16 protein-coding genes are annotated in these 21,305 nt (G+C 69.7%); 6 read left to right on the forward strand and 10 right to left on the reverse strand.

Annotation, left to right across the window (positions count from 1 at the left end):
- The first annotated feature begins 166 nt into the window (after positions 1–166).
- Both RVX_RS00980 and RVX_RS00985 read left to right on the forward strand, forming a co-directional pair.
- Entirely contained in the window at positions 167–2,482 is a 2,316-nt protein-coding gene (locus RVX_RS00980; protein ID WP_116307089.1) for an ATP-binding protein, read from the forward strand.
- 415 nt (positions 2,483–2,897) lie between these two features.
- Positions 2,898–4,094, forward strand: coding sequence for an OmpP1/FadL family transporter (locus RVX_RS00985; RefSeq protein ID WP_268914480.1), 1,197 nt, complete (start codon positions 2,898–2,900; stop codon positions 4,092–4,094).
- Positions 4,095–4,374: 280 nt separating this feature from the next.
- Here the strand turns inward: RVX_RS00985 and RVX_RS00990 are convergent, their stop codons facing one another.
- From RVX_RS00990 to RVX_RS01010, 5 genes are all read right to left on the reverse strand, one after another.
- Positions 4,375–4,869 carry a hypothetical protein gene (locus RVX_RS00990; RefSeq protein WP_116307085.1) on the reverse strand — a complete coding sequence of 165 codons (495 nt, stop codon included), beginning with the start codon at positions 4,867–4,869 and terminating at the stop codon, positions 4,375–4,377.
- Entirely contained in the window at positions 4,866–7,862 is a 2,997-nt protein-coding gene (locus RVX_RS00995; protein ID WP_116307083.1) for a DEAD/DEAH box helicase, read from the reverse strand. The genes RVX_RS00990 and RVX_RS00995 overlap by 4 nt, the downstream gene beginning before the upstream one ends.
- Before the next feature lie 159 nt (positions 7,863–8,021).
- Positions 8,022–8,750, reverse strand: a complete 729-nt coding sequence (locus RVX_RS01000; RefSeq protein WP_116307081.1) for a precorrin-8X methylmutase — start codon at positions 8,748–8,750, stop codon at positions 8,022–8,024.
- The gene (locus tag RVX_RS01005) at positions 8,741–10,351 is read right to left on the reverse strand and encodes a cobyrinate a,c-diamide synthase (protein ID WP_116307079.1); all 1,611 of its coding nucleotides are present in this window, start codon (positions 10,349–10,351) and stop codon (positions 8,741–8,743) included. Before RVX_RS01005 ends, RVX_RS01000 begins: the two co-directional genes overlap by 10 nt.
- Positions 10,348–10,605, reverse strand: coding sequence for a hypothetical protein (locus RVX_RS01010; RefSeq protein WP_007525783.1), 258 nt, complete (start codon positions 10,603–10,605; stop codon positions 10,348–10,350). Before RVX_RS01010 ends, RVX_RS01005 begins: the two co-directional genes overlap by 4 nt.
- A gap of 397 nt (positions 10,606–11,002) precedes the next feature.
- Here RVX_RS01010 and RVX_RS01015 point away from each other — a divergent pair, with 397 nt between their 5' ends.
- From RVX_RS01015 to RVX_RS01030, 4 genes are all read left to right on the forward strand, one after another.
- Positions 11,003–11,395, forward strand: coding sequence for a MucR family transcriptional regulator (locus RVX_RS01015; RefSeq protein WP_116307077.1), 393 nt, complete (start codon positions 11,003–11,005; stop codon positions 11,393–11,395).
- 397 nt (positions 11,396–11,792) lie between these two features.
- Positions 11,793–13,610, forward strand: a complete 1,818-nt coding sequence (locus RVX_RS01020; RefSeq protein WP_116307075.1) for a methyl-accepting chemotaxis protein — start codon at positions 11,793–11,795, stop codon at positions 13,608–13,610.
- A gap of 226 nt (positions 13,611–13,836) precedes the next feature.
- The gene (locus RVX_RS01025; RefSeq protein ID WP_116307073.1) at positions 13,837–14,313 is read left to right on the forward strand and encodes a hypothetical protein; all 477 of its coding nucleotides are present in this window, start codon (positions 13,837–13,839) and stop codon (positions 14,311–14,313) included.
- Between the two features lie 229 nt (positions 14,314–14,542).
- Complete coding sequence (locus RVX_RS01030) at positions 14,543–15,571, forward strand: radical SAM protein (protein WP_230404710.1); 1,029 nt, start codon at positions 14,543–14,545, stop codon at positions 15,569–15,571.
- 10 nt (positions 15,572–15,581) lie between these two features.
- Here the strand turns inward: RVX_RS01030 and RVX_RS01035 are convergent, their stop codons facing one another.
- The 5 genes from RVX_RS01035 to der form a co-directional block, all read right to left on the reverse strand.
- Positions 15,582–16,352 carry an ATP-binding cassette domain-containing protein gene (locus RVX_RS01035; RefSeq protein ID WP_230404708.1) on the reverse strand — a complete coding sequence of 257 codons (771 nt, stop codon included), beginning with the start codon at positions 16,350–16,352 and terminating at the stop codon, positions 15,582–15,584.
- The gene (locus RVX_RS01040) at positions 16,342–17,133 is read right to left on the reverse strand and encodes a GTP-binding protein (RefSeq protein ID WP_116307069.1); all 792 of its coding nucleotides are present in this window, start codon (positions 17,131–17,133) and stop codon (positions 16,342–16,344) included. Before RVX_RS01040 ends, RVX_RS01035 begins: the two co-directional genes overlap by 11 nt.
- Positions 17,121–18,191 carry an ABC transporter substrate-binding protein gene (locus RVX_RS01045; RefSeq protein WP_116307067.1) on the reverse strand — a complete coding sequence of 357 codons (1,071 nt, stop codon included), beginning with the start codon at positions 18,189–18,191 and terminating at the stop codon, positions 17,121–17,123. The genes RVX_RS01040 and RVX_RS01045 overlap by 13 nt, the downstream gene beginning before the upstream one ends.
- A 171-nt stretch (positions 18,192–18,362) precedes the next feature.
- Positions 18,363–19,178, reverse strand: a complete 816-nt coding sequence (locus RVX_RS01050; RefSeq protein WP_116307066.1) for a hypothetical protein — start codon at positions 19,176–19,178, stop codon at positions 18,363–18,365.
- Positions 19,179–19,415: 237 nt separating this feature from the next.
- Positions 19,416–20,945, reverse strand: coding sequence for a ribosome biogenesis GTPase Der (gene der / locus RVX_RS01055; protein ID WP_116307064.1), 1,530 nt, complete (start codon positions 20,943–20,945; stop codon positions 19,416–19,418).
- Positions 20,946–21,305 lie beyond the last annotated feature (360 nt).

The raw sequence follows: 21,305 nt of genomic DNA on the forward strand, positions 1-21,305 counted from the left end.
GCGGGCCATCCGCATTTCCGCCCCGTCGTTGCCCTGCCGCTCTTTCCATCGCATGTCGCATCGTGTACGTTGTGGGAAACTGGAAGGCCGATGCGCCGCCGCCCGCGTTCCGGGCGGATGCGGGTGCGACAAGGTCTGGAACAGGCGACGGGGACGTGACGCGCGCATGAGCAACACAACCACCAGCAAGGGGCTTTCCGTCCCGGACATCATCAAGGGGCGTTCGCTGTCACGCGACCTCACCGTGAGCCTCGTGGTGATGGTGCTCGTGGTGGTGGCGGCGCTGTTCTCGTTCGTCTACGTGCAGATTTCGCGCGACATGCTGCACGAGGTGGACCGCAAGGCCGACGAATACATCACCCGCCTGGCGGACATCCTGTCCATACCCATGTGGAACTTCGACGCGCGCACCATGGACCAGATCGGCTCGGTGTTCGCGCAGTACGAACTCATCAACGAACTCCACATCGAAGACGCGCAGGGCAACACGCTGTTCCGCGTGCGCAAGGGCGCGGACCCCGACGCCACCGTGTTTCGCGACCGGGCCGTACGCTTCGAGTCCGAGACCATCGGCCGCGTGTCCATGGTGGTCACCCTGCAGGACTACCGGCGCAGCCTGGAGCGGCTGCTGAAGGCCAGCGCCCTGATCATGGGCAGCGTGCTGGTGGTGCTGCTGGCCTCCACCGGGGTGCTGTTGCGCGTGTTTTTGCGCCGCCCGCTGGAGGCGCTGCAATCGGGCATGGACCAGATAGCCCGGGGCGACTTTGCCTACGACATGCGCACCATCGCCCATGCCGAGCTGGCCCAGATCGCCGAAAACTTCACCCGCATGTGCAATCAGGTGGAGCAGCGCGAGAACGAACTGCACGCCATCAACACCCAGTTGCAGGGCGAGATACAGAACCGCCGCCAGACCGAACGGGCCCTGCGCGCCAGCGAGGAACGCTACGCCCTGGTGGTGGGCGGCACCAGCGACGGCATCTGGGACTGGGACCTCGTCGCCAACACCGTCTATTTTTCGCCCCGCTGGAAGTCCATCATCGGCTACGACGACCACGAGGTGCCCAACCGGCTGGACGAGTGGAAGACCCGGGTGCACCCCGACGACCTCGATACCGTGCTGCACGCCCACGACGACTACCTTGCGCGCCGCCTGCCCGAATTCCAGGTGGAATACCGCATGCGCCACAAGGACGACAGCTACCGCTGGATTCTCGGGCGCGGCGCGGCCCTGTGGGACGCCAACGGCGTGCCCGTGCGCATGGCCGGGGCCCACACCGACATCACCACCCGCAAGGAAGTGGAGCAGGAACTGCGCGAGGCCAAGAACAACCTCGACAACATCCTGAACGCCATGCCCTCGCTCATCGTAGGGGTTGACCAGTCCGGCAGCATCGCCCTGTGGAACCGCACGGCGGAACGCATCACCGGCCAGTCGCGCGACGCGGTGCTGGGCCGCCCCGTGGTTGATGCCCTGCCCGATTTCGGCTTTCTGATGGACGAAATCCGCCGGTCCATCGCCGAGGGCGGCACCATTTCGCTGGACAAGACCCCCGTGCCCGGCCCCGGCGTCACCCGCTACTTCGACATCGTCATCTATCCCGTGGTCTCGCGGGGCAGCTTCGGCGCGGTGGTGCGGCTGGACGACATCACCGGGCGCATCCGCATCGAAGAGATGATGGTGCAGACCGAGAAGATGCTTTCGGTGGGCGGGCTTGCGGCGGGCATGGCCCACGAGATCAACAACCCCCTCGGCGGCATCCTGCAGGGGGCGCAGAACATTCAGCGCAGGCTGGACCCGGACTTTGCCCCCAACGTGGTGGCTGCGGAAGAGTCGGGCTGCTCCATGGACGCCATCCGCGCCTACCTCGACAGGCGGGGCATCCTGCGGTTTCTGGACGGCATCCGCGAGTCGGGCAACCGCGCGGCCAACATCGTCTCCAACATGCTGGAGTTCAGCCGCCGCAGCGAATCGCGCTGGCAGCGGGTGTCGTTGCCCTATCTTGTGGACCGCACCCTGGAACTGGCCGCCAACGACTACGACCTGAAGAAGAAGTACGACTTCCGGCATATCGACATCGTGCGCGACTTCGCGGCCGACCTGCCCGACCTGCCGTGCATGCCCACCGAAATCGAGCAGGTGCTGCTGAACCTGTTCAAGAACGCCGCCCAGGCCATGCACCTGCGCGGCGAACGGTCCGACCCGCCGCGCATCTCGGTGGCGTTGCGGCGCGAGGGCGGCATGGTGCGCATCGACGTGGCCGACAACGGCCCCGGCATGGAAGAGGACGTGCGGCGCAGGGTGTTCGAGCCGTTCTTCACCACCAAGAGCGTGGGCGAGGGCACCGGCCTTGGGCTTTCGGTGTCGTACTTCATCATCACCACCAACCACGGCGGCACCTTTACCGTGGATTCGGAGCCGGGCCGGGGCACGGTGTTCACCCTGCGGCTGCCGGTGGATCAGCGCCACGTGACCACCTAGCGCGCAACCGCCGTCTTGCCCGACGCCCGTTTTTTTAGCGTCTGCCCGTTCCCGTTTCCCCGTCCTCGCCATTTGCCGGTCACGCCGCGCCTTCACGCGCGGCGTTGTGCGTTGCGCCGCCCACACCTGCCGGGCATCGGGCTTTCGCTTGCCCGGCGGGGCGGCGTCTTCTCGCCCTGTCCCCGCTGCAACGCCGCGCCCGCCAACGCCTTCTTCCTTGCCATCACGGGCAAATGTTTCTACATGTTTCCGCTCGGCACAACATGATGTGGACAGGGGCGGCGCAGGCCGCCCGCCTTCGGCGCGCGAGGGAACGCGGCCCGGTTTCGGGCGGCGTGCGCGCCGGGCTGTCGCACGGCCGTGTCCGGCCGCATTCCAAACCGGAGGCTACGTGTTCCGCGTTCTCTTGGCCGCGATGCTTTGCGTCGCGGCATGGTCGTCTATTGCCCAGGCCGCGGGCTTCGCCATGTACGAATTCAGCGCGCGGGGCAATGCGCTGGGCGGCGCCATGACCGCCCGCCGCGCCGACCCCTCGTCCATCGCCTTCAACCCCGCCCTGGTCACCCAGCTGGAAGGCACCCAGACCCTGGCCGGGGTCACGGTGGTGGCCCCGCAGGTGTCCGTGGACGTCAACGGAAGCACCACCGATGCGGAGTCCAACCTGTGGACCATCCCGCACGCCTACGCCACCACCCAGATCAACGACAACCTGTTCCTGGGCGTGGGCACCTTCTCGCGTTTCGGCCTGGGCACGGAATATCCCAGCGACTGGGCGGCCCGTAACGACCTGCAGTCGGTGAGCATAAAGTCCATGTCGGTGAACCCGGTGCTGGGCGTGCGCCACGGCAACTTCGCCCTGGGCATGGGCATCGAGGCCATGTGGTTCGACTACGACCAGCGCCAGGCCACCACGGTGGGGGCCACCGACATCGACGGCCGGGTCCGGGGCGACGCCACCGGCTTCGGCCTGAACGGCGGCGCGTGGTGGAAGGCCACCGACAGCGTGGCCCTGGGGGCCAGCTTCCGCACGCCCATCAAGCAGGACCTGGAAGGCCGGGCCACCTTCGACAAGAACGGGGCGGCCGTGCCGTCCACCTGGTTCAACAGCACGGGCGCGGAAGGCTCCGTGACCCTGCCGGGCGAAGTGCGCTTTGGCGTGGCGTGGGAGCCGGACAACCGCTGGAGCGTGGCCGTGGACGTGACGCGCACCTTCTGGAGCAGTTACGACGAGTTGCGCATCCGCTACAATGAGCCCGTGACCCCCGTGACCACCGAAAGCCTGAAGACCACCGAATGGCGCGACGTGTGGCGCTTGGGCGCGGGCGTGGAATACCGCCTGACCGACATGGTGGATCTGCGCGCGGGCTACGTCTACGACTGCGAACCCGTGAACCCCGACCGTCTGGACTTTCTGGTGCCCGCCAACGACCGCCAGTTGTACAGCCTGGGCGTGGGCGTGCACGACGGCCCGTGGCGGGTGGATGTCTCGTACACCTACCTGTGGATCAAGGGCCGCGACGGCGAGGTGGAAGGCAAGAACACCATCTACGACGTGCGCTTCCACGACGGGGATGCGCATCTCGTGGGCCTCTCCGCTGGCTGGGAATTCTAGGGGGTGCGTCACGAGCGTCCTTTTGCCCTCTGCCTGTGTCAGAACAGTTTTTTATTCCGGTCGAGTACGAGAAGAGTACACTCCCTCCATAAAAAACTGTTCTTCCTTGGCAGAGAACAAAATTCCTGCTTGTGACGCACCCCCTGCAAACAACCAGCACGACGGGGTTTCCGAGTCTGGTGAAAAGTGATGTATCCCTTGGAAATGAAAAGGGGAGGAACCTTACGGTTCCTCCCCTTTGTCGTATCGTGCGGTGCTAGGGGCTGATTGCAGCCCGAGCCTAGATCAATTTGTCGAAGATCAGCTTGTACGTGGCGCGGATGTGCAGGGCCAGGCGCAGGCGCAGGGCCTTGGCCTCGGCGTCGCCCAGCGAGAGCAGCGACACCAGGTGGTGCGCCGCCTCGGAGAAGTCGGCGTCGCCCTTGTGGTCCAGCATGTCCACGTAGGCGCGCACCTTTTCCACCATGGCGGCGGCGTCCTTGCGGGCGGAATCCCGCGAAGGGTTCTGCTGGTAGCGCTCCAGAAACGTTTCGAAGATCACATCGCCGTCGTCCGGGAATGACTTGCGCAGGGCCAGCCGCCACAGGGCGATGAACAGGGCCCGCAGGTCCTGCAGCGCGCGTTTGCGCCGCAGGAACTGCATGCGTCCGATGCCCATGGCGTCGATCTCCGGCGTGAAGTCGAAGGAACCGAGCAGGGCGGCGAAGTTGTCCAGCACCTCGTCGATGGTGTAGGCGGGCGATGCGCTGATGCCCGGCAGTGGACCGGCGCTCATTCGGCGTCGGCCTCCGTGTCGCGCGCTCCGGCGGTCTTCTCGCCATCGGTTGCCCCGGCGGGCTTCTTGCGGCGGCGGCGTCTGCGGCGCTTGGCGGGCGCGGCCTCGTTGCCGGGCATCGCGGTGTCCCCGCCATCGGGACCGTCGAATCCGTCATCAAGGTCGTCGTCCGGGTCGTCGAAGGCGTTCAGCGCCTCGGTCAGCACGGGCTGCACGGGCTGCACGGTGGTTGCCTTGGGCTTGGCCGCCGCGCGGGACCTGGGCTGGGGCTGCGGCTTGGCCCCCGTGGGAAGCCGTTGGCCGAACACGCTGCCCACCGCCGTCGAGGACCCGCGAACGTCGTCCAGACGATCGTCGTCGTCTTCGTTCAGGTAGTCCTCCAGCAGCAGGGGCATGGCGTCGTCATCGTCTTCCACCGGCTTGCGGGCCGGGGACTTGGCCTGCGAGGGCTTGGCGGATGCGGGCCTGGCGTTTTTTCCGGCCCTGTCGCCCTTGCCGCCCTTGTCCGCCTTGTCTGCCTTTTCAGCCTTTTCAGCCTTGTCGGGGGCATCGGCCTTGCCGCCCCTGCCGCGCCGCCTGCCGCGCGCGGGCGCGGATTCGGCGTCGTCATCCTGTGCGGCGGCAGCGGGCGTGGCTGCGGGCGCATCGGCATCCGCCGCTTCGTCAGCCGCCACGGAGGCCTTGGCTGCGCGGCCCGAGGCCTTGCCCCTGGCCGGGCGCTTGCCCTTGCCGGTGGATTCGCTGGCCGGGGCGTCTTCGTCCTTGGGGCCCTTGGGGGCCTCGGGGGTCTCGGCTGTCTCGGACGCGGCGGCTTTCGGCGCCCTTGGGGCGACCGGAGCCGTGTCCATGTCCGTGTCCATGTCCGGGATCATGTCGGGGACGTCGAACTGGTCGTCGTCCGCGGCTTCGGCCGCTTCGCCGTCATGCAGGGCCAGTCCGGCATCCTGCCCGGCGCGGGCTTCCGCCTCGCGGCGGCGCTTGCGCCCCCGGCCTCGCCGCGAACGGCGGCGGCCTTCGCGCGGGGCCTGCCCGTCTTCGCGCGGTTCCGCATGGTGTTCCGGGCTTTCAGCGCTGGCGGGGGCATCCGGTGCGGCCACGGCGGGCGCGCGTTCGTCACGCCGTCCGTCCGGGCGTTCGTCACGACGCTCGTCCCGGCGGTCGCGGCCGCGGCGGTGCCCGTCACGCCCATCGCGCTCATCGCGTCGGGCATCACGCCTGTCATCGCGCCGTTCGTCCCGTCTCCCGTCGCGTTCGTCCCGTCGGCCTTCCTCCCGGCGTTCGTCGCGGCGGCGGTCCGTGCGCGGGGCCGGGGCCGTTGCGGGCATGGGCGGGGCCGCGTGCAGGCTTTCCTGGTAGTACTGGTCCAGCAACATGGCCAGCAGCGCAAGCTGCTCTTCGTCACCGGCCAGGGCGCGGGCCAGCGGCGCGAAGCGCTGCTGCCGTTCGCGTTCCAACCCGGTGCGCGCGCGCAGGCGCGCTTCCAGCAGGGCGGTCAGCCGGTCACCGGCGATGCGCGCCACGGATTCGTCGTCGGGCGTGGGCCGGTGCTGGATGTCGATCTTGTAGTGCTTGGCGATGCGCTGCAATTCCAGCTTCTGGATGATGTCCACCAGCGAGATGACCGTGCCCGCCGAACCGGCGCGCCCGGTGCGGCCCGCGCGGTGGATGTACGATTCGCGGTCTTCCGGCGGCTCGTACAGGATGACGTGCGAAAGGTCGGGAATGTCGATGCCGCGCGCGGCCACGTCGGTGGCCACCAGAAAGCGCACCGCCCCCTGGCGCAGCTTGCCCAGCACCTGTTCGCGCTTGACCTGGGTAAGGTCGGCCGAAAGTTCGTCGGCGTTGTAGCCGAAGCCCTGCAGCACCGCCGTCACGTAGTGCACGTTGGCCTTGGTGTTGCAAAACACGATGGCCGCCGTGGGGTTCTCGGACTCGATGATGCGCACCAGGGCCCGATCCTTGTCCATGGGCTTGGTTTCGCAATACAGGTGCTGCGTCTGGGCCACGTGCACCTGCTGGTGGCTCAGGCTGAGCATGCGCGGGTCGCTCAGGAACTCGCCCGCCAGGTTCAGCACGTGCGGCGGGTAGGTGGCCGAGAACAGGTACGCGGAAATGCGGCGCTTGGGCATGTAGCGCTGGATTTCCTTCATGTCCGGGTAGAAGCCGATGGACAGCATGCGGTCGGCTTCGTCGAACACCAGTACCCGGATGCGGTCCAGATTCATGGTGCGGCGCAGCAGGTGGTCCAGCACGCGGCCGGGGGTGCCCACCACAAGGTGCGCGCCCTCGCGCAGGGCGTCCATCTGCTTGCCGTAGCCCACGCCGCCGTACACGGCGGCCACGTTCAGGCCCGTGCCCTCGAACAGCATGCGGGCCTCGTATTCCACCTGCAGGGCCAGTTCGCGCGTGGGCACCAGGATCAGGGCCTGCACGGCGGGCTCGTCGGGGGACAGGCGTTCGAGCAGCGGCAGCAGGAAGGCCCCGGTCTTGCCGCTGCCCGTGCGCGACTGCACCATCAGGTCGCGCTTGGCGAAGATGTACGGCAGGGCACGGGTCTGCACCGGCATCAGGTTGGTCCACCCGGCGCGGGCGGCGGCCTCCTGCATCATGGGCGGCAGGTCGGTCAGCGCCACCGGGGGCAGCGCGTCCTCGGGCTCGTCGATGCGGGTGACCTCTGCGGCAAGGCGCAGGGCGGGGTCCTCGTCATACGCGAGGTCGGCGGCGAGGTCGGCGGCTGGCTCGTCGGCAGACGTGTCACCGGGCATGGCTTGGGGCGCGGAGGCGGAAATTTCGGCGGGGGCGACGGTTGGGTCGGGGGTGCCGGGGGTAGCGGACGTTTCTGGGGCGTCGGGCGCTTCGGGCGCGGCTGCGACGGCGGATGCGTCAGTGACGGCAGGGGCGGGCACGTCGGTGGCGGAGGGAGCGGCCTTGGGCGTTTCGCCCGTGTCCGCAGCCGAGTGCGCGTCGCCCTCAAGGCGTGGGTCGTGGGTCATGCAGATTCCTTGTTGGACCGGCTGTGCCGGCGCGGTGTGGCCTTCGTTCCGGCGAGGGAACGGAATGCCTGTCCGCCAGAATAGCAAATGGTGCACCGGTTGTGCAAGAACGTGCGGCGGGGAACCTCGGGCCGTTCCCCGGCGGTGCGGCGCGGCCCGTTATCCCCGCCCGCGCAAGGCGATTTCGGCCAGCGCGTTCACCGTGGCCGCCGCCAGGGGCGATCCACCCTTGCGGCCGCGCAGGGCGAGGCAGGGCAGCCCGTGCGGGCCAAGGTGCGTCAGCAGGGCGGCCCGTTCCAGGAACAGCGCCTTGGATTCCTCCGCGTTGACGAAACCCACGGGCATGGCCACCACCAGCGCCGGGGGCGGGCCGCCCGCCGCCAGGTGGTCCAGCAGGGCCAGCAGCGCGGTGGGCGCGTTGCCTACGGCCACGATGGCCCCGCCCAGCCGGTCCCCGGCCAGTTCCATGGCCGCGCGGGCGCGGGTGGTGGCGCGTTCCTGCGCGCGTTCCGCCGTGCCGGGCAGGGCGTGCAGGCAGGCCACGGTGCAGCCCAGCGGGCTGAGGCGGCGCAGGGGCATGCCCGCGCGGGCCATTTCCGTGTCGGTGTAGATGGCGCAGCCGCGCGCAAGGGCGGTCACCCCGGCGGCGATGGCCGCGTCCGGCAGGTGCAGGTGGGGCAGGATGTCGAAGTCGGCGCAGGTGTGCACCAGCCGCCGCGCGATTTCCCACGCATGGCCGGGGAAGGGCTTGGGTTCGCCCGCTTCCGCGTCGATGATGGCGAAGGAGCGGGCCTCTATCTCGCCGGGGGTGAAGGCGGGTTGCAGGCGCGGGTCGGCGTCTATGGATGGCGGGGCATTCCCGCGGGCAGGGTCGGGGGTCAGGGGCATGCGCTGTCTCCGTATGCGGCATCGAAAATGGGGTCCGGCGCGGCGCAGGCGGCCACGAAGGCGCGCGCCACGGCGGGGTTGGAGCCGAAATGCAGGTGCACGTAGCTGCCGGACACCGACCCCGCGCACACCCCTTCCCGCCCCAGTGGCGCGCCGTTGCGGTCGCGCAGGGTCCAGACGGAAAGGGCGGAAGGGGCGGGGCGGGCGGCCTCTGCCGCTTTTGCCGTTTCAGCCGCTCCGGCCAGTCCGGCGGTTACGGCGGGGTCCAGGTGCGAGTAGTGGAATTCGTGGCCGCGCAGCACCGTGCCCGCCGGGCCGAAGGGCGACGGGCGCAGGGTTTCCGCCTCTCGGTAGCCCAGGGCGCGCAGCCGGGCATCCATGCGGCAGGCGGCGGGCAGGCAGCCGGTCATGGCATGGGGCGTGCCCTCGGCATCGGTGATGGACCGCATCAGGTACATGAACCCGCCGCATTCGCCATGCACCGGGCGGCCCAGCGCGGCGAAGGCGCGCACGGCGGCCAGCATGGGGGCGTTGGCGGCCAGGCGCGCGGCGTGCAGTTCCGGGTAGCCGCCGGGCAGCAGCAGGCCGCCGATGTCCGGGGGCAGGGCCGCGTCGGACAGGGGCGAGAAGAATGCCGGTTCGGCCCCGGCCGCCTCCAGCAGGAACAGGTTTTCCGGGTACAGGAACGAGAACGCCGCGTCGCGTGCGATGCCGATGCGGATGCGGCGCGGCGCGCCCTCGGAAAGTTGCTTCGCGGCACGGGGAACGGCGGCGGTGCCGACCGTGGCGGCGTGGTTGCCGGACGCGGGGGTGGCCAGGTCTTCCGGCGTCGCAACCATGTCGTCCGCCGGGGCCATGGCCGCGCAGCGGGCCAGCAGGCCGTCCAGGCTCTGCCCCGCCGCGTCCAGCCCGGCCTCGAACCAGTCGGCCAGCCGGGCGGACAGTTCCGGCCAGGCGGCATGCTCGTGCGCCTGGGCCAGGCCCAGGTGGCGCGAGGGCAGGCCAAGCGTTGCGTCGCGCGGCAGAAGACCCAGCAGGGGAATGTCCGGGCAATGGGCGGCCAGCGCCCCGCGCAGCAGGTCGCGGTGGCCGGGGCCGCCCACCCGGTTGCAGACCACCCCGGCAAAGCGCAGGGCCGGGTCGAACCGGGCGTACCCCCCCACCAGCGCCGCCGCAGAACGCGACATGCCGCGCACGTCGGCCACCAGCAGCACCGGGGCGTGCAGCAGCGCGGCCACTTCCGCCGTGGAGCCTGACGGCCCGTCGCCCGACGCGCCGTCATGCAGGCCCATGACGCCCTCGATGATGGCGATGTCCGGCGTTCCGTGCGGTTCGCCTGCCCGCACGGCGCGGGCGAACGAGCGGCGCACCCCTTCCGGGCCGCACATCCAGCCGTCCAGGTTCCAGCCGGGGCGGCCGGTGACGGCGGCATGCAGGCCGGGGTCGATGTAGTCCGGCCCGGCCTTCATGGGTTGCACGCGCAGGCCGCGCCGGGTCAGCGCGGCCATCAGGGCCAGCGCGGCCGTGGTCTTGCCGCAGCCGCTGTGGGTGCCCGCAACCACCAGCACGGGCAGGGGCGCGGACCGCGCCGGGCGCGTCATGCGATGTCGGCCTCGCCGGGCAGGCGGGGGGCGAACTTGGCGGCGATGACGGCCGCGTCCTCCGGACGGGCCGAAACCTGCAATTCCGGCGCGCCGCCGTGGCAGCGGAACGCGCCGTCCACCATGTCCACGTAGCCCGCGGAAAGCACGCGCGTGTAGGGCAGTTGTTCGCGCATGTCCGCGTGGTCCACCCGGTGCGGAAAGATGAACGGCACGGGGTGGCCGGAAAAGTCTTCGAAGATGATGTATTTCATGCGGGACTCCCGTCGGGTTTGCCGCATGGTACGGGCTTTGGCGGCGAAGGTCCACCGGGCACGGCCTCGGGCGCGGGCGGCGCGCGGCATGCGGAACCATGCGCATGCCCGGTGACGGGCGGCCGGGGGCGCAGTGCGAGTGCGGCGTCGTCCGGCGGGACCGTGGCAGCGGTCCGTGCAGATACCTGCACATGCCGCAAGCCTGCATGCGTCACTGCGTCAGTGATTGCTCTGCATCATCCAGGCGACGCGGTGGGCGATCCTCCATTCCGATGTGCGTCTTGCTGCACCGCATGCAAGCGCATCCGATTGTAGTTGACCCTGAATGACGTGTTGACGTAGGTTTGGAACGAGTTTCGTGCACGCCTCATGTTCATCATTCATCAAAGGAGCGGCAATGACGGATAATTATCTGAAGGAAGCGCTTGACATCGTGAAGGCCCAGGCCAGTGTCCGGACCATGACCGAAGACGAGATAACCACCATGGTTCGGCGCCTTGCGGAAGGCATCCGGACCTTGAGCGAAGGTGGTGCGCTGCCTGAAAGCGCCGATGGCGCGGGCATGGACCCCAAGAAGGCCATCAAGGAAAAGTCCATTACCTGTTGCGAGTGCGGCAAGTCCTTCAAGATCCTGACCAAGAAGCATCTGGGCACGCACGGGCTGACCCCCGAAACCTACCGTGAAAAATGCGGTTACAAGAAGGGCACGCCCCTGGTCTGCAAGTCGCTGCAGCGCGAACGGCGCAAGAAGATGCGCGACATGAAGCTGTGGGAGCGGCGCGGGGCCTAGCCCTGACCAACCCCTCGGGCTGGCAAGGACAACGCGGGCGATTTGCGGCGCCCGCGTTTTTTTTGGTCGGCCTTTTGCCGTACTGCTGATCGCGCTCCATGCGCCGCCACCCGTCTTGCCCTGTCTTGCCCCTGTTTCACGCCGTCGTCCGAGGGCGTCCTGCGCAGAGGTCTTCGAGCAACCTCGCCGCTTCAAGCGTCATGTGAAATCCTTGCCGCCGACTAAAGTTTGTGTGGGCAACCTGCCGATAAGCACCCATGGAAACAGGCTCTTGCAGGAGGCATGCGGTGCATGACGTCGGCGTGCTTGTTGACAGTGATTCCTGATAGAGCTAGGTCCGCGTGAGGCGCGCCGAAAACACCCGGCGCGCATTGTTTCGTCATCCCTGGGAGGGGCTATGTTTCGCGATCTCAGCCTGAAATGGAAAATCCTCATCGTGGCGCTTGTCGGGCCGGTCATCGTGGCCGCCATCATGGCCTGGCAGCGCGTGGACGACATTCGCACCGGGGCTGAAGAAGCGATTCTCCAGAAAAGCCGGGCCGTGGTGCTCATGGCCGAGGCCACCCGCAACGAGATGGGCCGCAAGCTCGAAATCGGGCTGATGCGCCCCCTGGCGGAACTGCCCCGCGACAAGATCATGGACGCGGTGCCCGTGGTCACCGCCATGCGCATGGCCGCGCAGAACGCGGCGCAGGCGGGGTACGAGTTCCGGGTGCCCAAGGTGCAGCCGCGCAACCCCGCCAACACCCCGACGCCGCTCGAGCTTTCCGCCATGCAGGAAATGGAGCGCGGCAACCTGCCGGAAAAGGTCATCCACACTCCGGACAAGATTTATTATTTCAGGCCCATCAAGCTGACCCAGGAATGCCTGTTCTGCCACGGCGACCAGGCCGGGCAGCCCGACGTGGTGGGCGGCACCAAGGAAGGCTGGAAGGTGGGGGAAACCCACGGGGCCTTCGTGGTCATCAGTTCGCTGCAAAAGGCGCACGAGCAGGTCACGCAGGCGCGCATGGCCGTGGCCGGGTGGACCCTGCTGGTGCTGGCGCTGCTGTTCGCGGCGATCTGGGTGATCCTGAACCGGGGCGTCATCGGCCCGCTGTTGCGCATCCGCCAGTTCGCGGGGCAGGTGGCCGCCGGTTCGCTGGACGCCCGCGCCGAGGGCGACTATTCGGCCGAACTGGGCGAGGTGAAGGGCGCCATCGAAACCATGGTGGGCAACCTGAAGCAGAAGATGCACGAGGCCGACCAACGCCGAGCCGACGCCGACGCCCACGCGGCCCGCGCCGAAACCGCCCTGGCCGAAGCCCGCGAGCAGGAAGCCAGGGTCAACGAGTTGTTGCGGCGCATGACCTCGGTGGCCGGGGAGGCATCCACCATCGCCCAGCAGGTTTCGCTGGCGGCGGAAGCCCTGTCCGCGCAAGTGGAACAGGTTTCCGCCGGGGCGGAGCAGCAGTCGGCCCGCGCGGGCGAAACCGCCACCGCCATGGAAGAAATGAACGCCACCGTGCTCGAGGTGGCGCGCAGTTCCGGCAGTTCCGCCCACAGCGCCGAAGAAGCCAAGTCCAAGGCCCAGGAAGGCGAAAAGGTGGTCGGCGGCGCGGTGGAGGCCATCAGCCAGGTGCACGAGCAGGCCCAGACCCTGCAGGGCGAAATGTCGGCCCTGGGCAAGCAGGCCGAGGACATCGGCCGGATCATGGACGTGATCAGCGACATCGCGGACCAGACCAACCTGCTGGCCCTGAACGCGGCCATCGAGGCGGCCCGCGCCGGCGATGCCGGGCGCGGCTTTGCCGTGGTGGCCGACGAGGTGCGCAAGCTGGCAGAAAAAACCATGAACGCCACCAAGGAAGTGGGCCAGGCCATCCAGTCCATCCAGGCCGGGGCCCGCAACAACATCAAGGGCATGGAGACGGCGGCGGCCGCCGTGGACGAGGCCACCCGCATGGCCCGCCAGTCGGGCGAGGCCCTGCAGCGCATCGTGGCCCTGTCGGAGGAAAACTCCGACCAGGTGCGCTCCATCGCCACCGCTGCCGAGCAGCAGTCCGCCACCAGCGAGGAGATCAACCGCGCGGTGGATGACATCAGCCGCATCGCCTCGGAAACGGCCGAGGGCATGAACCAGGCCGCCGGGGCCGTGCTGAAGCTGGCCGGGCTGGCCAAGGCGCTGGAAAAGCAGATCGACCAGCTGACGGCGGGCTCTGCCGACAAGGCCTGACGCCCGGCGCGCCGTGGCGGCGCGCCCCGCCGGATGCGTGAAGACATGAACACGGCCCGCGCCCTTTTGGGGGTGCGGGCCGTTTGCGCGTGACGGCGGCCCGTCTGGCGCAGACGGACGGACGCGCGCGGGGGGGCGTGCCGGGCTTGGGAGCATGGCGGGAAACGCCCGTCCCGTGCGCATAAACCCGTGGCGGGTGCGGGAGAAACCGTGTAGGGGAGGAGCCATGTCGCACGTGAAGACCATCCGCGCCATCCGCCGCTTCTGCCTCGACTGTCAGGGCGGTGTCGCGCGCGAGGTGCGGCTGTGCCCGGACACGGGCTGCGGCCTGTATGCGTGGCGGCTGGCTGGCATCGTGGCGGGCGGCGTCAATGCCGGTAAGCATGATCCGACCGGGGACGGCGATGCCGACGCGAATCCCGCGGCCGGGGATCCCGTCGATCCGTCCGCCGGAGACCCGCTGCCGGGCGCGCTGCCGCTCATCGCCCAGACCCTGCCCGACGAACGCCCGGTGCGGGCCATCCGCCGCTACTGCGTGGCCTGCTGCGGTGGCGAGCGGAGCGAAGTGCGCACCTGCGACGCGCGCGACCGCTGCGCCCTGTGGTCCTACCGCTTCGGCGTGCTTCCCGAAACCTACCGCCGGGTCAAGGCCCGCCTTACCGGCCCCCGCGCGCTGGTGCTGCCGGGGCTGCCCACGGGCTAGGCCGACGGGTTCCGGATCGCAGCGCCAAGGCGCGTTGCCCCATTTTTTTCGGCCGGTTCGTCCGGGACCAGGTCGTCTTTCCTCCGGCTTTCCGCCCGTGGAAGCTGGCCTTCACCGTCCCGTGTTCACGTGCCGCATCCCCCGCCCTTCCTTGCTCGGGCCTTTCTTTGCCCGCGCGTTGCATCGCCGCGCGAAACGCGCCACAACGGCGGGAACACCGGAGGTGCCCATGCCCGCCGCCTACCTGTCCCTGCCGCCCGGAGAGTTGACCCGCCGCGCCCATGCGCTGGTGGCGCGCCTTGCCGCCTGCGACATCTGCCCGCACCGTTGCGCGGCCGACCGCCAGCACGGTGAGCACGGCCTGTGCGGGGCCGGGCGCATGGCCGAGGTGGCCGACTACTGTCTGCACCACGGCGAGGAAGCGCCGCTGGTGGGGGCCACCGGCTCCGGCACGGTGTTCTTCGCCCATTGCAACCTGTCCTGCGGGTTCTGCCAGAACCGCGACATCAGCCAGCCCCCGCAAGGCTACGAACGCGAACAGCCCCCGCGCGCCCACCGCGCAACGCCCGAGCAGCTGGCCGCCGTGTTTCTGGACCTGCAACGGCAGGGGGCCGCCAACATCAATCTGGTTTCGCCTTCGCACGTGGCCCCGCAGATCATGGAGGCGCTGGCCGTGGCCGTGTCCGCCGGGCTTGCGCTGCCGCTGGTGTGGAACAGCGGGGGGTACGACGCGCTGTCCACGCTGCGCGCCTTCGACGGGGTGGTGGACATCTACATGCCCGACGTGAAGTTCTGGGATCCGGCCGTGGCCGCGCGGTGGTGCGGCGCGCACGACTATCCGGAGCGGGCGCGCGAGGCCGTGGCCGAGATGCACCGCCAGGTGGGTGATCTGGTGCTGGCCAAACAGGCCGGACAGGACGAAGGGGCCGGACAGGCCGGGCGGGGCATGGCCGTGCGTGGTCTGCTGGTGCGGCATCTGGTGCTGCCGGGCGGCCTTGCGGGCACCCCGCAGTGGATGCGTTTTCTGGCCGGGCTGTCACCGCGCACCTACGTCAACGTCATGGGGCAGTACCGGCCGTACGGCCGGGCCGTGGGGAACGCGGAAATGGGCCGCCACCCCACCGGGGCGGAACTGCGCGCGGCGCGGCAGGCCGCCAGCGACGCCGGGCTGACACGGCTGGACCGCCTGGACTGGCGGGAAGAGGACCTGGCCCGCCATCTGTACGAGCGCCTGACGGGGGGCGATGCCCCGGACTAGCCCTTGGCGGTCAGGCCACGGGCGCGCCCCGGCGCAGCCGGGCGCGGATGTCGGAAAGCTGGTCCTCCATGGCCGCAACGTGCGCCAGCAGGCGCGCTTCTTCGGCAGTGCGGCGCAGCGCCGCGCGCACGGCCCCGTGCTCGAACACCAGCCGCCGGTCGGCGGACAGGGCCAGCACCGGGTCGTGGGTGGCGATGACCACGATCTTGTCGCTGCGCAGCAACAGGTCCAGCGCGCGCCGCTTGTCCACCCCGGCGTTTTCTATCTCGTCTATCAGCAGCACCGGCGACCAACTGAGCAGGGCCGCGTCCGCGATCATCAGCGCGCGCGACTGCCCGCCCGAAAGCTGGGTGAGCTGTGCGTCGTCCCCGAACGGTTCGCCCGCAAGGTCGTTGGCCGCCGCCAGCACCGCGCGGGCCGTGGCGTCCGGGTCGGGCACGGCGCGGCTTTCGGCGTGCATGCGGATGAACGGCAGCACGCGCATGTCCAGCACGAAGTTCATGTTCTGGGTCAGCTGGGCCACCAGTCGTCCTTGCAGGGCAAAGCGGCGGTCGGCGTCGGGAACCGCGTCGTCCAGCAGGATGCGCCGTCCCGAGGGGGTGTCCGCGGCGGCCAGCGATTCGATGTCGTGCAGGAAGCGGCTCTTGCCCGATCCCGTGGGGCCGAGCAGGGCCGTGACCTCGCCGGGGCGGAAGGCCACGTCCGCCTGTTCCGCGCGGCCCGACTTGTCGTGCCCGGCCAGCACGGTGAGGGTGCGCAGCACCGGGGCGTCAGTTGCCATGGGGATGCTCCCTGAACGTTGCCGTGCCCGCGCCCGCGTCGCCCTCTCCCCCCGCCGCGTAGGCGGCCTCGCCCTCCGGGTCGCGCGGGGGCGTGGCGGCGAACTCGGCCTTGCGCACGTTGCCCTTCTGGTAGCGCGCGCCGATGCGGGTCTCGCTCAGGCAGTACGAGCACACGGCGGCGGGCATGGCGAAGCGCAGCCGCATGTCCGTCACCGTGGCGATGTCCGGCGCGCGGGACAGCACCGTGGCCAGTTCCTGGCAGCCCTGCCCGGTCAGCCCGTTGATGTGGCGGATCAGCGCGCGGCCGTTCATCTGGCGGATGCGGTGGCGGTACACCTCGCGTTCGGCCTGCGAGACCAGGTCGCCCTTGGTCACCAGCACCATGTCGGCCAGGCGCAGCATGGGGCCGATCTTTTCCGGCGCGTCGATGCCCATCAGGTTGTCCACCACGCACAGGGCCAGCGCCCCGCGCAGATGGGGCGAGCAGCGGTTGCACAGCCCGGCCGTTTCGATGACGCAGCACTCCGCCCCTGTCCCGGCGGCCCAGTCCCAGGCTTCTTCCAGGTTGGTGGCGAAGAAGTGGTCCGGGCACAGCCCGCCGGACAGCGCGGCCACGGCGGTGATGCCCGCCGCCGCGTAGGCGTCGGCGTCGCGGGTTTGCAGGCAGTCGAACTTGACGACCGCCGTGTGCATCCCCTGCGCGGCCAGCAACCCGCAGGCGCGGGCAAGCACCGATGTCTTGCCGCACGAGGGAGGCCCGGCCACGGTCACGAGGCGCATGGGGCGCCCCCCGTGCCCTGTTCCGCGCGCGCCTTGACCAGCAGGCGGAATTCGCCGTTCAGCCGGTCGCGCAGGGCGGTGATGTCGGTGGCGCGGATGTAGTCCCAGCCGATCCATTTGATGGCGGCCCCCGGGGGCAGGCTTTGCGGCAGCGGCCCGGTGAGCGGCAGGAACCAGCGCGCGCTTTCTATCTGGCCGAACCCGGTGGCGAAAAAGTCGATCAGCCGGTTCAGCCGGGGCCGGGCGGTGCGCTTGGCCAGCATGTACAGGGGGCTGGCCGCCGCGCCGTCTTCCGGCCAGACGGTCTGCATGTGGTCTGGCTGGCGGGTGGTTTCCGCGAAGAAGTACGGCAGGATGTAGATGCCCCCGGCCTGCGGCGCGCCGCCCGACTTGGCCATGCGCGAGGAATGCATGAGCCCGCGCGTGTTGGCCGCGAACCGGGCGATGCCCTGCATGCCGAAATCCTTGTGGATGGACAGCAGCACCGCGTCGGCCATGTCGTCGCCGTCGCCGCACATGTTCACCTGCCCGGCGTAGCAGGGGTCCAGCAGGTCGGCCCAGCGGCGCGGCACGGGCAGGTCGCCCAGCCGCTTGCGGTCGATGAGGAAGATGTACGGGGTCAGCCCGTAGACCAGGTAGCGGCCCGCCGGGTCCACGATGCCCGCCGCGCGGTGCATGGGGGTGACGGCGGCGGGTTCCGGCGCGGCGAACACCCCAGCGTCCACGAAGCGCTCCACGAAGCCGTGCCGGAAGAAATCGCCGAAGCCGATGGAGGCGATGACCTGCGGCAGGAGGTCGGGATCGGTTTCGCGGTGCAGCGGGTCGTACGGGTCCACCGAGGTGCATCCCATGGGAATGTGCACGGCCAGCGTATCACCGTCACCAGCGTGCGCGTGAGCCAGCGCGTCCGCCAGCGCGTCGAGGGCGTCCTTCACCGCCAGTTTCACCGGGCAGGGGGCGTAGCACAGCAGGTCCGTCGGGGGCGGGGGCTGGCGGTCTTCCCCGTCCATGTGGCCCATGCGGCTCACTGACAGGATGAGGTCGTCGAGGCTTTTCATGGGGCGGCTCCTGATGTCGGAAACGACAAAAACGGCGCGCGAAACGCGGAATGTCGCGCCATGCGACGAAAGTGTCGCGGCGTGGGGCAAAAGAACATGACAGCAAGGGGCATGCCGCGGGGCGACAGGGCGACAGGGTGACAGGGCGGTGGGGTGGCGGGTTGGCGCGGCCTAGCGTCCTGCGTCCTCGCGGCGGCGGGCCAGCACCCCCACCAGCAGGGCCACCCCCAGGGCGGCCAGCCACCCCAGGCGCAGGGCGTGGAATTCCACGGCGCGCGGCGTGGGGGCGGGCTGGCCGGGTGTGCCCGGCGCGGCCGCGCCTGGCGGCGCCGCATCCGCCGGGGCCCATGCGCCCAGCCAGTAGTCGGTGCCGGGCACGGCCAGGGTGTAGGCACGGCGCGCCTCGGTGCGGCCGTCGCCAAGGTCCGCCATCCATTCGGTGAAGCCGCCGCCCGCGCGGGCCGTGTCCATCATGCGCCGCACGAAGGGCGCACCGTGCACGTCGGCGGCCCCGCCAAAGTCCACGCCGCCCGCATCGGGCAGGGTGGGGGTGTGCACGTTCACCGTGCCGCGCGAAAGGAACACGTAGTCCCAGTGGGCGGCGCTGGTGCGCACCGGGTCCACGGCGCGCACCAGCAACTCGCGCCGGGCGGCCTCGTCGGGCTGGGTGGCGGCCAGTTCGCCTAGGGCCTGGGCCAGCGCGGTCACCGTGGCGGCCAGGCGGCTGTCGCGGGACTCGGCCAGCAGGGCCTGCTCGCGGGCGGCGGTGACGTTGGCCAGCGGGGCCATGGTGCACTGGGCCAGGAACAGCCCCGCGGCGGCGGGCAGCAAGGCCCGGAAAAAGGCCCGGCCCGACACGTGGCGCGCCAGAAAGCCGCCCGCCCGGCAGGCGATCCGCCGTGCTTGGGCGGCCAGCCGGTGGGCGACTTCCAGCAATTGTTCCGGAAAGGGTGGGGGAAACGACGGCGTCGGCGAAGGTTGGGGCATGGCGGCCTCCTGTCGGCCTGCACTGTAGCCGGGATGGGCCGCAAGGTGAAGGTGCGGCGGAAACAGAAGGGCAAACCGCCCCGCGCGGCAGGTGCGAAAACTCATGCGGCCGGAAACGCAACCGCCCCGCATCGGTCCGGGCCGTACTGGCAGTACGGGGTGGAACGATACGGGGCGGGAGAAAGCGGAACGAGGACGGTTGCGGCAGCCGGTGCGCGTCTTGGCGCGGGGCGCCCGCTATTCGCCCTTCTTCTTGTGCGACGAGCGAAAACGCACCCGCATGGGCGCGTGCTCGATGCGGAACATCTTGCGCAGGGCCTTTTCCACGTAGCGGGCATACGGCGTCTGGATGCGGTCGGCATCGTTGACGAAGAACACGAACGTGGGCGGGTTGGTCTCCGCCTGGGTGAGGTAGAAGAACTTGGGCCGCAGGCGGCGCACCACCGGGGGCTGGTGGCGGGTGAGCACTTCTTCCATGGCCCGGTTGAGCTGGCCGGTGCCCACGCGCACGTGGCACTCGGCGCGAATGCGCTCGGCCATGGCCAACACCGGGGCAAGCCCCTTGCCCGACTTGGCGGAAACGTACAGCAGCGGCACGTGGGAGCAGAATTCCAGCATGCCCTTGAACGACGCCTCCAGGTCCGGCATCAGCTTGCGCGGCACCAGGTCGATCTTGTTCACCAGCACCATGAACGGCGTCTTGCGTTCGTCCAGCAGGTCCACCAGGCGCTTGTCCTGCTGGGTGACGCCTTGCAGCGCGTCGAGCACCAGCAGGGTGACGTGGGCCTTGGTGGTGCTTTTGAGCGAGGCGTTGACGCTGAATCGCTCCACCGAATCGGTGATGCGCGAGCGGCGGCGCACCCCGGCGGTGTCCACGAAGGTGATGGTTTTGTCGCCCGACTCGAAGCTGACGTCTACGCTGTCGCGGGTGGTGCCCGCCAGATCGCTGACGATCATGCGCTGCTGGCCGGTAAGGGCGTTGACCAGCGACGACTTGCCCGCGTTGGGGCGGCCCAGCATGGCCAGGCGCAGGTGGGCGGGGTCGTAGGGAGGGCCTTTGGGTTCTGCGGCGGGTTCGCCGCCTTCTTCACCCTCGGCGCTGTCCGCGTCGTCTTTTGCACCGGAAAGGCCGAAATCGTCCTCGTTATTTGAATCCACGCCGTCGCCGTCTTCCGCGCCTTCTTCTTCAGGCTCGTCGGGCAGCATTTCGCGCATTTCGTCTTCCAGCACGCGCACGTTGTGCCCGTGCGCGGCGGAAACGGGCAGCAGCGGAAAGCCCAGGGCGTGGAATTCGGCGAGCATCTCGTCTTCGCGCTCCACGCCGTCCACCTTGTTCACCACCACCAGCACGGGTTTGCCCGCGCGGCGCACGTGCGCGGCCAGGTGCTCGTCGAAGGGGGTCAGCCCGTCACGGCCGTCCACCACCAGGCAGATGCCCTCGGCCTCGGCCATGGCGGCTTCGGCCTGGCGCAGGATTTCCGCCTCGAAGCCGCGGATGCCTTCCGGCCCTTCGGCCACGGCGGCGTGGGCGTCCAGGGTGATGCCGCCGGTGTCCACGATGGCGAAGGTGCGCTTGCCGCGCGAGCGCACCTGGCCTTCCATGCGGTCTCGCGTGACGCCGGGCCGGTCGTGGGTGATGGCCCGGTTGGCGCGGATGAGCCGGTTGAACAGGGTGGATTTGCCCACGTTGGGGCGGCCCACCAGCGCGATCTTGGGCAGATGCGTGGTGACGGGCGCGGACGGGGCGGGGGGCTGGGCTATGGGCATGGCGTTCTCTGACTGTGGGATGACATGGGATGACAGGAGGGCGGCAGGGCCGCCGCTGGGGCACAGCGTAGCCCGGCGGGGCGCGTCGCGCAATGCGGCACACGGGGCCGGGCGGGTGCGTGCGGAAATTTTCGATGTGCCGGCGGTTGCAGCCGGGGCGCGGGCCTTGGGCGGCGCCTGCGCCGCTGTCTGGCGGGCGCGTTTACGATCGCCCGGCGAACTCTTGGCGAACGTTTGGCGATAGTTTGGAATGCCGGGCGCGTAACGGGAGTGTGCCCATTACCCCAAGCCCGGCATGATGGCAAGGACTAGATGCGGCGCGGGTGACGGCGCGCCCTGATGCCGCATGATGCGGTGTCG

This window comes from Nitratidesulfovibrio sp. HK-II (assembly GCF_003402415.2).
Classification (GTDB): domain Bacteria; phylum Desulfobacterota; class Desulfovibrionia; order Desulfovibrionales; family Desulfovibrionaceae; genus Cupidesulfovibrio.

Excerpts from the sequence above, each read along its gene's own strand:
- RVX_RS00980 (WP_116307089.1), top strand. The coding sequence starts at position 167 with ATGAGCAACACAACCACCAGCAAGGGGCTTTCCGTCCCGGACATCATC.
- RVX_RS00985 (WP_268914480.1), top strand. The coding sequence starts at position 2,898 with ATGCTTTGCGTCGCGGCATGGTCGTCTATTGCCCAGGCCGCGGGCTTC.
- RVX_RS00990 (WP_116307085.1), bottom strand. The coding sequence starts at position 4,869 with ATGAGCGCCGGTCCACTGCCGGGCATCAGCGCATCGCCCGCCTACACC.
- RVX_RS00995 (WP_116307083.1), bottom strand. The coding sequence starts at position 7,862 with ATGACCCACGACCCACGCCTTGAGGGCGACGCGCACTCGGCTGCGGAC.
- RVX_RS01000 (WP_116307081.1), bottom strand. The coding sequence starts at position 8,750 with ATGCCCCTGACCCCCGACCCTGCCCGCGGGAATGCCCCGCCATCCATA.
- RVX_RS01005 (WP_116307079.1), bottom strand. The coding sequence starts at position 10,351 with ATGACGCGCCCGGCGCGGTCCGCGCCCCTGCCCGTGCTGGTGGTTGCG.
- RVX_RS01010 (WP_007525783.1), bottom strand. The coding sequence starts at position 10,605 with ATGAAATACATCATCTTCGAAGACTTTTCCGGCCACCCCGTGCCGTTC.
- RVX_RS01015 (WP_116307077.1), top strand. The coding sequence starts at position 11,003 with ATGACGGATAATTATCTGAAGGAAGCGCTTGACATCGTGAAGGCCCAG.
- RVX_RS01020 (WP_116307075.1), top strand. The coding sequence starts at position 11,793 with ATGTTTCGCGATCTCAGCCTGAAATGGAAAATCCTCATCGTGGCGCTT.
- RVX_RS01025 (WP_116307073.1), top strand. The coding sequence starts at position 13,837 with ATGTCGCACGTGAAGACCATCCGCGCCATCCGCCGCTTCTGCCTCGAC.
- RVX_RS01030 (WP_230404710.1), top strand. The coding sequence starts at position 14,543 with ATGCCCGCCGCCTACCTGTCCCTGCCGCCCGGAGAGTTGACCCGCCGC.
- RVX_RS01035 (WP_230404708.1), bottom strand. The coding sequence starts at position 16,352 with ATGGCAACTGACGCCCCGGTGCTGCGCACCCTCACCGTGCTGGCCGGG.
- RVX_RS01040 (WP_116307069.1), bottom strand. The coding sequence starts at position 17,133 with ATGCGCCTCGTGACCGTGGCCGGGCCTCCCTCGTGCGGCAAGACATCG.
- RVX_RS01045 (WP_116307067.1), bottom strand. The coding sequence starts at position 18,191 with ATGAAAAGCCTCGACGACCTCATCCTGTCAGTGAGCCGCATGGGCCAC.
- RVX_RS01050 (WP_116307066.1), bottom strand. The coding sequence starts at position 19,178 with ATGCCCCAACCTTCGCCGACGCCGTCGTTTCCCCCACCCTTTCCGGAA.
- der (WP_116307064.1), bottom strand. The coding sequence starts at position 20,945 with ATGCCCATAGCCCAGCCCCCCGCCCCGTCCGCGCCCGTCACCACGCAT.